This is a genomic window from Bacillus canaveralius (assembly GCF_002860125.1).
GTDB lineage: Bacteria > Bacillota > Bacilli > Bacillales > Cytobacillaceae > Bacillus_BJ > Bacillus_BJ canaveralius.
In genome coordinates this window covers 37,692-43,824 of record NZ_PGVA01000051.1, presented here as the reverse complement: position 1 = coordinate 43,824, position 6,133 = coordinate 37,692, and the positions used below count along the sequence as shown (strand labels likewise).

Annotated in this window: 8 protein-coding genes; 7 read left to right on the top strand and 1 reads right to left on the bottom strand. The window is 43.5% G+C overall.

What is annotated here, in order from left to right:
* Window positions 1-139 precede the first annotated feature (139 nt).
* The 7 genes from CU635_RS18215 (at window position 140) to CU635_RS18185 (ending at window position 5,126) form a co-directional block, all read left to right on the top strand.
* The gene (locus tag CU635_RS18215) at window positions 140-604 is read left to right on the top strand and encodes a YpiF family protein (protein WP_101578804.1); all 465 of its coding nucleotides are present in this window, start codon (window positions 140-142) and stop codon (window positions 602-604) included.
* Window positions 605-753: 149 nt separating this feature from the next.
* Window positions 754-1,257 (top strand): QcrA and Rieske domain-containing protein, encoded by a 504-nt coding sequence (locus CU635_RS18210; RefSeq protein ID WP_142382806.1) that lies wholly within the window; start codon window positions 754-756, stop codon window positions 1,255-1,257.
* A 3-nt stretch (window positions 1,258-1,260) separates the two neighbouring features.
* Window positions 1,261-1,935 carry a menaquinol-cytochrome c reductase cytochrome b subunit gene (qcrB, locus tag CU635_RS18205; protein WP_101578803.1) on the top strand — a complete coding sequence of 225 codons (675 nt, stop codon included), beginning with the start codon at window positions 1,261-1,263 and terminating at the stop codon, window positions 1,933-1,935.
* Between the two features lie 59 nt (window positions 1,936-1,994).
* Window positions 1,995-2,768 (top strand): menaquinol-cytochrome c reductase cytochrome b/c subunit, encoded by a 774-nt coding sequence (locus CU635_RS18200; protein WP_101578802.1) that lies wholly within the window; start codon window positions 1,995-1,997, stop codon window positions 2,766-2,768.
* A 146-nt stretch (window positions 2,769-2,914) separates the two neighbouring features.
* Entirely contained in the window at window positions 2,915-3,511 is a 597-nt protein-coding gene (gene lhaT, locus CU635_RS18195; protein ID WP_101578801.1) for a lipoprotein heptaprenylglyceryl N-acetyltransferase LhaT, read from the top strand.
* A gap of 79 nt (window positions 3,512-3,590) precedes the next feature.
* A complete protein-coding gene (ypjB, locus tag CU635_RS18190) occupies window positions 3,591-4,388 on the top strand; it encodes a sporulation protein YpjB (protein ID WP_101578800.1) in 798 nt (265 codons plus the stop codon).
* 63 nt (window positions 4,389-4,451) lie between these two features.
* Window positions 4,452-5,126, top strand: coding sequence for a zinc metallopeptidase (locus tag CU635_RS18185; RefSeq protein ID WP_101578799.1), 675 nt, complete (start codon window positions 4,452-4,454; stop codon window positions 5,124-5,126).
* Between the two features lie 109 nt (window positions 5,127-5,235).
* On the opposite strand, the gene CU635_RS18180 is transcribed toward CU635_RS18185, so the two are convergent.
* Complete coding sequence (locus CU635_RS18180; RefSeq protein WP_101578798.1) at window positions 5,236-6,108, bottom strand: YitT family protein; 873 nt, start codon at window positions 6,106-6,108, stop codon at window positions 5,236-5,238.
* Window positions 6,109-6,133 lie beyond the last annotated feature (25 nt).

Genomic DNA, 6,133 nt, shown 5'->3' with positions numbered 1-6,133 from the left:
ATGAATCCGCTTACACGTTTTAGGTGGAAATAAATTCCGCCAACAAATGCTTGACTCAAACATGACTTGAAGATCATTGGAGGTTGTCCAAGCCAGATGGTATGATAAAAGAGTAAACCTACTGATTGGAGTGTTTAGTTTGAAATGGAGTCCGCAGGATATTGATATGTATTTAAACGCAAAAGAGTACGTAGATACGGCTGTATTGCCGTTGCTGCCCGTATCATTTGATGAAGACATGAAGCAGGCAGCAGCGATGACAGAATTTATTACATTACTGGCGGTTCAAATTGAAAGGCAGTTCAAAGGGCGCCTCATCCTCCTCCCGGGGTTCGCTTATTTGAAAAGCTCAGAAGAAAGCCGCTTGCTCGCAAATATAAAAGAATGGGAACGGGAACTGAAAGCGAAAGGGTTTCCGCATATTATTTATGTTACATCAGACAGCGCCTGGAAAAGTCGCGAAAACGAAATGGAAGGTTCGTTAATTTGGCTGCCTACCCTTCCGCTCGAGCACATGGATGAATCTAATAAAATAACGATTATTGAGGACCAGGTCAAACAACTATTGCAGCTATTCATCCAAAAATGGCGGGAAAATAGTTAACTGCGATATAAGTCACACACTTGCCATCTTTTCGTAATAGTATTATATTGACCTAACTTTAAGATTGATATATCATGGTTATGTCCTAGTTTTATAATGTGTCTAAATATGTCCGCTGGACTTAACTTTTTCATAGAGGGGGGAAAAGCATGAGTAAGCACCAAGTTTCAAGACGTCAATTCCTGAGCTATACACTTACAGGTGTAGGCGGTTTCATGGCGGCAGGTATGTTAATGCCGATGGTACGCTTTGCAATAGACCCGGTACTAAAAGCGGGTGCAGGCGGAGATTTCATTCCAACAAAACAAAAAGTAGATGATTTAACAACTGAACCGGTTCGCGTCGATTTCCAATACACACAGAAGGATGCCTGGTATGAGTCTGAAGTGACGAATACTGCCTGGGTTTATCTGGATGAAGCGGGAGAAATCGTTGCCCTTTCACCTGTCTGTAAGCATTTAGGCTGTGTTGTTGACTGGAACACGGATGAAGCAAATCCAAACAAATTTTTCTGTCCATGCCATTACGGATTGTATACAAAGGATGGAATGAACGTAGCGGGTACTCCGCCGCTCGGACCGCTTGATCTATACGATTACAAGGTTAAGGACGGCTATTTGCATATCGGCCAAATTAAACCATGGGAGGCGTAATAATTGCTTAATAAAATTTATGATTGGGTCGATGAGCGTTTGGATATTACGCCGTTGTGGCGCGATATTGCCGACCACGAAGTACCGGAGCACGTCAACCCGGCACACCATTTTTCTGCGTTCGTGTATTGCTTTGGCGGTCTGACGTTTTTCATCACCGTGATCCAAATCCTTTCAGGTATGTTTTTAACCATGTATTATGTTCCTGATATTGAAAATGCTTGGAAGTCCGTTTACTATCTCCAAAATGAAGTGGCATTCGGCCAGATTGTCCGCGGGATGCACCATTGGGGCGCAAGTCTGGTTATTGTCATGATGTTTTTACATACGCTGCGCGTCTTCTTTCAGGGAGCCTATAAAAAACCGCGCGAACTGAACTGGGTTGTCGGAGTTCTAATTTTCTTCGTTATGCTCGGTTTAGGTTTTACAGGGTACTTGCTGCCTTGGGATATGAAAGCTTTATTTGCGACAAAGGTAGGTTTGCAGATTGCTGAATCAACGCCGTTAATCGGAACTTACGTTAAAGCTCTGCTTTCCGGGGATTCATCAATTGTCGGTGCGCAAACATTAACGCGTTTCTTTGCGATCCATGTCTTCTTCTTGCCTGGTGCATTGCTCGGCTTAATGGGTGCCCACTTCCTGATGATCCGCAAACAAGGTATTTCAGGGCCGTTGTAAACCGAACGAACTGTTTTTTAAATTGATTAACTTATGAATAAAAGGAGGGGGATTGCTCGATGCATCGTGGAAAAGGGATGAAATTCGTAGGTGACTCAAGGGTTCCTGCTGACAATCGCAAACCGAATATTCCGAAAGATTACTCGGAATACCCTGGGAAAACAGAAGCGTTTTGGCCTAACTTTTTATTAAGGGAATGGCTCGTCGGTGCCGTTTTCCTGATTGGCTATTTATGCTTGACTGCCGCTCACGCGTCTCCGCTTGAGAGAATGGCAGACCCGACCGATACAGCCTATATTCCGCTGCCGGACTGGTATTTCTTGTTTTTATACCAATTGCTAAAATACCGATTTGCTTCGGGACCAGCATATAATATAATTGGTGCATTTATCATTCCTGGCCTGGCATTCGGCGCTTTATTACTTGCGCCATTCATTGACCGCGGACCTGAGCGCCGCCCGTCAAAACGCCCGATTGCAACCGGCTTTATGCTTCTCGCTGTGGCAGCTGTTATCTTTTTGACATGGCAGTCTGCCAGTACTACAGACTGGAAAGCAAGAGCAAAAATGGGTGAAATCGTCGCGGAAGCTGATATCGATACTAAAGATCCTGGTTACGGAGTTTATGAAACGCAAGGCTGTATAAATTGCCATGGCGCTGAACTTACCGGTGGCGCAGGGGCACCGCCTTTAATTGATACAGGCTTAACCCCTGAAGAAATTGCCGACATTGCCAAAAATGGTACAGGTGATATGCCAGCGGGCATGTTTAAAGGAACAGACGAAGAGCTGCAGCAGCTTTCTGAGTTTATTTCTAAGCTTGAAAGTAAATAATATGTTAAAAAGCTGGCGTAAACATTGCGCCAGCTTTTTTAACGAACAGCGATGACTCTAGTAAAAGATTCCTTGCAGTTGTTTTTTCTTATAAACTATAGTTGGCAAAATGATGATGAAAGATTAGTTGAAAAGAGGAAAAAATAATGAAAATGATTTATCCTGTCCTTGCCAGCCGGGCGTTTCTATGGATGCTTCTAATTATAAATATTGCCGGAACGATTTACGGGTATGTCTGGTATCAATGGCAATTAGCGGACACACCACCGATTTTTCTGCCGTTTGTCCCCGACAGCCCGACAGCCAGCTTATTTTTTGTATTTGTGCTCATCGCTTTTTTGTTAAAAAAGAATTGGGGATTGCTTGAAGCGCTCGCGATCGTTACATTATTTAAGTACGGCATCTGGGCAGTCGTGATGAATTTGCTTGTCTACGTTGTAAACGGGCAAATCGATTTGGTCAGCCTAATGCTGATTTTTTCGCACCTTGGCATGGCGGTACAGGGACTGCTGTATGCCCCTTTTTACCGAATTAAACTATGGCATTTTGTCGTTACGGCGATCTGGGTTCTTCACAATGAAATCATCGATTATGTCTTTCTAATGATGCCCCGCTATCAGACATTAAATTTGTACATACAGGAAATCGGTTATTTTACTTTTTGGCTCAGTATTTTTTCACTGGAAATAGCGTATATTCTTTGTTTAAGGAAAGATCGCTTTATACTGAAAATAAAAACATAGAGGCGCTCCTCAGGTTTCTGGTCTAACCTTGTCCATCCCTTCATAACATTTTAATAGTAATTTGGAGGGGGGGACAACCATGAGAGCAAAATTTGTCATATTATTTTTGGCTGTTTTATTGCTTGCGCCGATTTCTACAGTATATTCGGAACAACCGTCGCCTTTAGATAAGCTGGATTTGTTATCTGATCAAGCATTGCAGATGATTAAATTGCAGAGATATGATGATGCAGGAAAATTGCTTGAATATTTTTCAGAGGAATTTCTCGCCTTTACCACTTCAGAGCGGATTTTCTCGATGGATGAACTAAGAATTATCACTGTCGCTCACGATGAAGCGGTCGAGGCTGCGGGAAACGGACAATTGAACCCTGAAGAAAGGTTAAACAGGGTAACAAAGTTTCGTCTTGTCGTTGACGCTGTCACATCCACCCATCAACCCCTGTGGACAGAGATGGAAGACCCGATTATGACGGTATTTCACGATGTGAAGGAAGCCGCCGGCAACGGTGATAACGAGAAGTTCCACCTGACTCTTAACTCTTTCTTATCCCTTTATGAGGTCATTTACCCGAGTATCAAGCTTGATGTTTCCCGGGAACGGGTGCAAAAATTGAATACCCGCGTCCAATACATTGACCACAACCGGCCTCAACTGCTGTCGGGAACGTCCAGCCAGGAGGAGCTAAATGCCCTGCAAACGGATTTAGAGAGCCTTTTTGATGAAATGACTGAGGATGATGCAGACCCATCGTTATGGTGGGTAATCATTTCTACAGGAAGCATCATAATTATCACATTATCTTACGTAGGCTGGAGAAAATATATGGGTGGCCAAAAACCTGAGAGAAACCGGTCAAGAGATCATAAAAATTGACACCTCTTTCAGGCATTTATACAATAAAGATAAAAGCATCACGAGCTGAAATGGAGGTATAATATGTTTTTAATCTATTTTGCGATTATTATTTTGATACCGCTTTGGGCCCAATTCAGGGTAAAGGGAACGTACAAAAAATACTCTAAAGTACCTTCTTCCTCACAAATGGTAGGAGCCGAAGTGGCGAGAAGAATTCTTGATGCGAACGGATTATATAATGTCGGGGTTGAGGAAACAAGGGGTTATTTAAGTGACCACTACGATCCACGCTCCAAGACCGTAAGACTGTCTTCGGCCAACTATCACGGCCATTCTGTTGCTGCTTCTGCGATCGCAGCCCATGAAGTTGGACATGCAATTCAAGACGCACAGGAATATGCCTTTCTCCGTTTTCGCCATGCATTAGTGCCAGTAGCAAGCCTTGGTTCCAATTTTTCATGGATCCTGGTTATGATCGGGATTATTGCCGGGCTAGCTGATTTGCTTCTTTTGGGGATTGTTTTTATGGCTGCAGCGGTCGTTTTCCAGCTCGTAACACTGCCAGTTGAATTCAATGCTTCAAGCAGGGCGATGGACGAAATAGTTTCGCACGGGATTATCCGCAATGATGAAGAACGTGAGACAAAGAGAGTCCTGAATGCTGCTGCGTTAACGTATGTTGCCGCCGCTGCTGTAGCCGTGATGGAACTTGCCCGCTTGGTACTGATTTACACAGGAATGGCAAGAAACGAATAAAAAACCAGCCCTAAATACGGCTGGTTTTTTTATGAGCTAAAATGAAAACATATCATTACTTCTCAAAAGTGGATAATCGATAATAAAGCGTTATTTGTAAGAAACTCACTTACCGCTCAAGTGGCTTCTTATTTTCGTCGAGAGTAAAGCCTTCACCGAGAACATCGTGGACGACACTGACAGATACAAATGCATGCGGATCAACGGAGGTAATCACACTTTTCAGCCTGACGATTTCGTTTCTGGCGACCACACAATAAAGCACATCCCTGTCTTTTTTCGAAAATGGGCCATGACCCCGTAAAATGGTAACACCCCGATCCATTTCCTTCATAATCCGCGCGGAAATTTGCTCATTAAAGTCGGAGATGATCATTGCCCCTCTGGCTGCATAGGCGCCTTCCTGCATAAAATCAATCACTCGTGCCCCGACAAACACAGCGACAAGCGTATACATCGCTTCCTGGTACGTTAAATAGAAGATGAGCGAGAGCGTGATCACCGCTACATCAAATATGAACATTGTTCGTCCCATGCTCCAGCCCACATATTTTTGAACAAGTCTGGCAATGATGTCGACGCCGCCGGTTGTTCCCCCGTAGCGGAAAATGATGCCGAGCCCGACGCCGATAAAAACACCGGCAAACAAAGCGGCTAACGTCAGGTCATCATTAAGCGGCATCTCAATTTGATAACGCTGAAAAATCCACAAAAAAACCGAAACTGCGATTGTCCCAATCACCGTATACAAAAAGACATTGCGGCCGAGCAGCTTCCAGCCAATTATAAAGAGTGGAATGTTGAGAATTAAGTTTGTATAGGAAGGATCCCAATTGAAGAGAAAGAACAGCAGTAAAGTAATTCCGGTAAAGCCGCCCTCGGAAAGGTTATTTTGCATATTAAAATGGACGATTCCAAACGCAAAGATAGCTGCACCAACCAAAATAAATAAGATATTTTTCAATTTAAGGCCGAAAAACATCGTCATTCCCCCTGTTTCATAAATA

Excerpts from the sequence above, each read along its gene's own strand:
- ypjB (WP_101578800.1), top strand. The coding sequence starts at position 3,591 with ATGAGAGCAAAATTTGTCATATTATTTTTGGCTGTTTTATTGCTTGCG.
- CU635_RS18185 (WP_101578799.1), top strand. The coding sequence starts at position 4,452 with ATGTTTTTAATCTATTTTGCGATTATTATTTTGATACCGCTTTGGGCC.
- CU635_RS18210 (WP_142382806.1), top strand. The coding sequence starts at position 754 with ATGAGTAAGCACCAAGTTTCAAGACGTCAATTCCTGAGCTATACACTT.
- lhaT (WP_101578801.1), top strand. The coding sequence starts at position 2,915 with ATGAAAATGATTTATCCTGTCCTTGCCAGCCGGGCGTTTCTATGGATG.
- CU635_RS18200 (WP_101578802.1), top strand. The coding sequence starts at position 1,995 with ATGCATCGTGGAAAAGGGATGAAATTCGTAGGTGACTCAAGGGTTCCT.
- CU635_RS18180 (WP_101578798.1), bottom strand. The coding sequence starts at position 6,108 with ATGTTTTTCGGCCTTAAATTGAAAAATATCTTATTTATTTTGGTTGGT.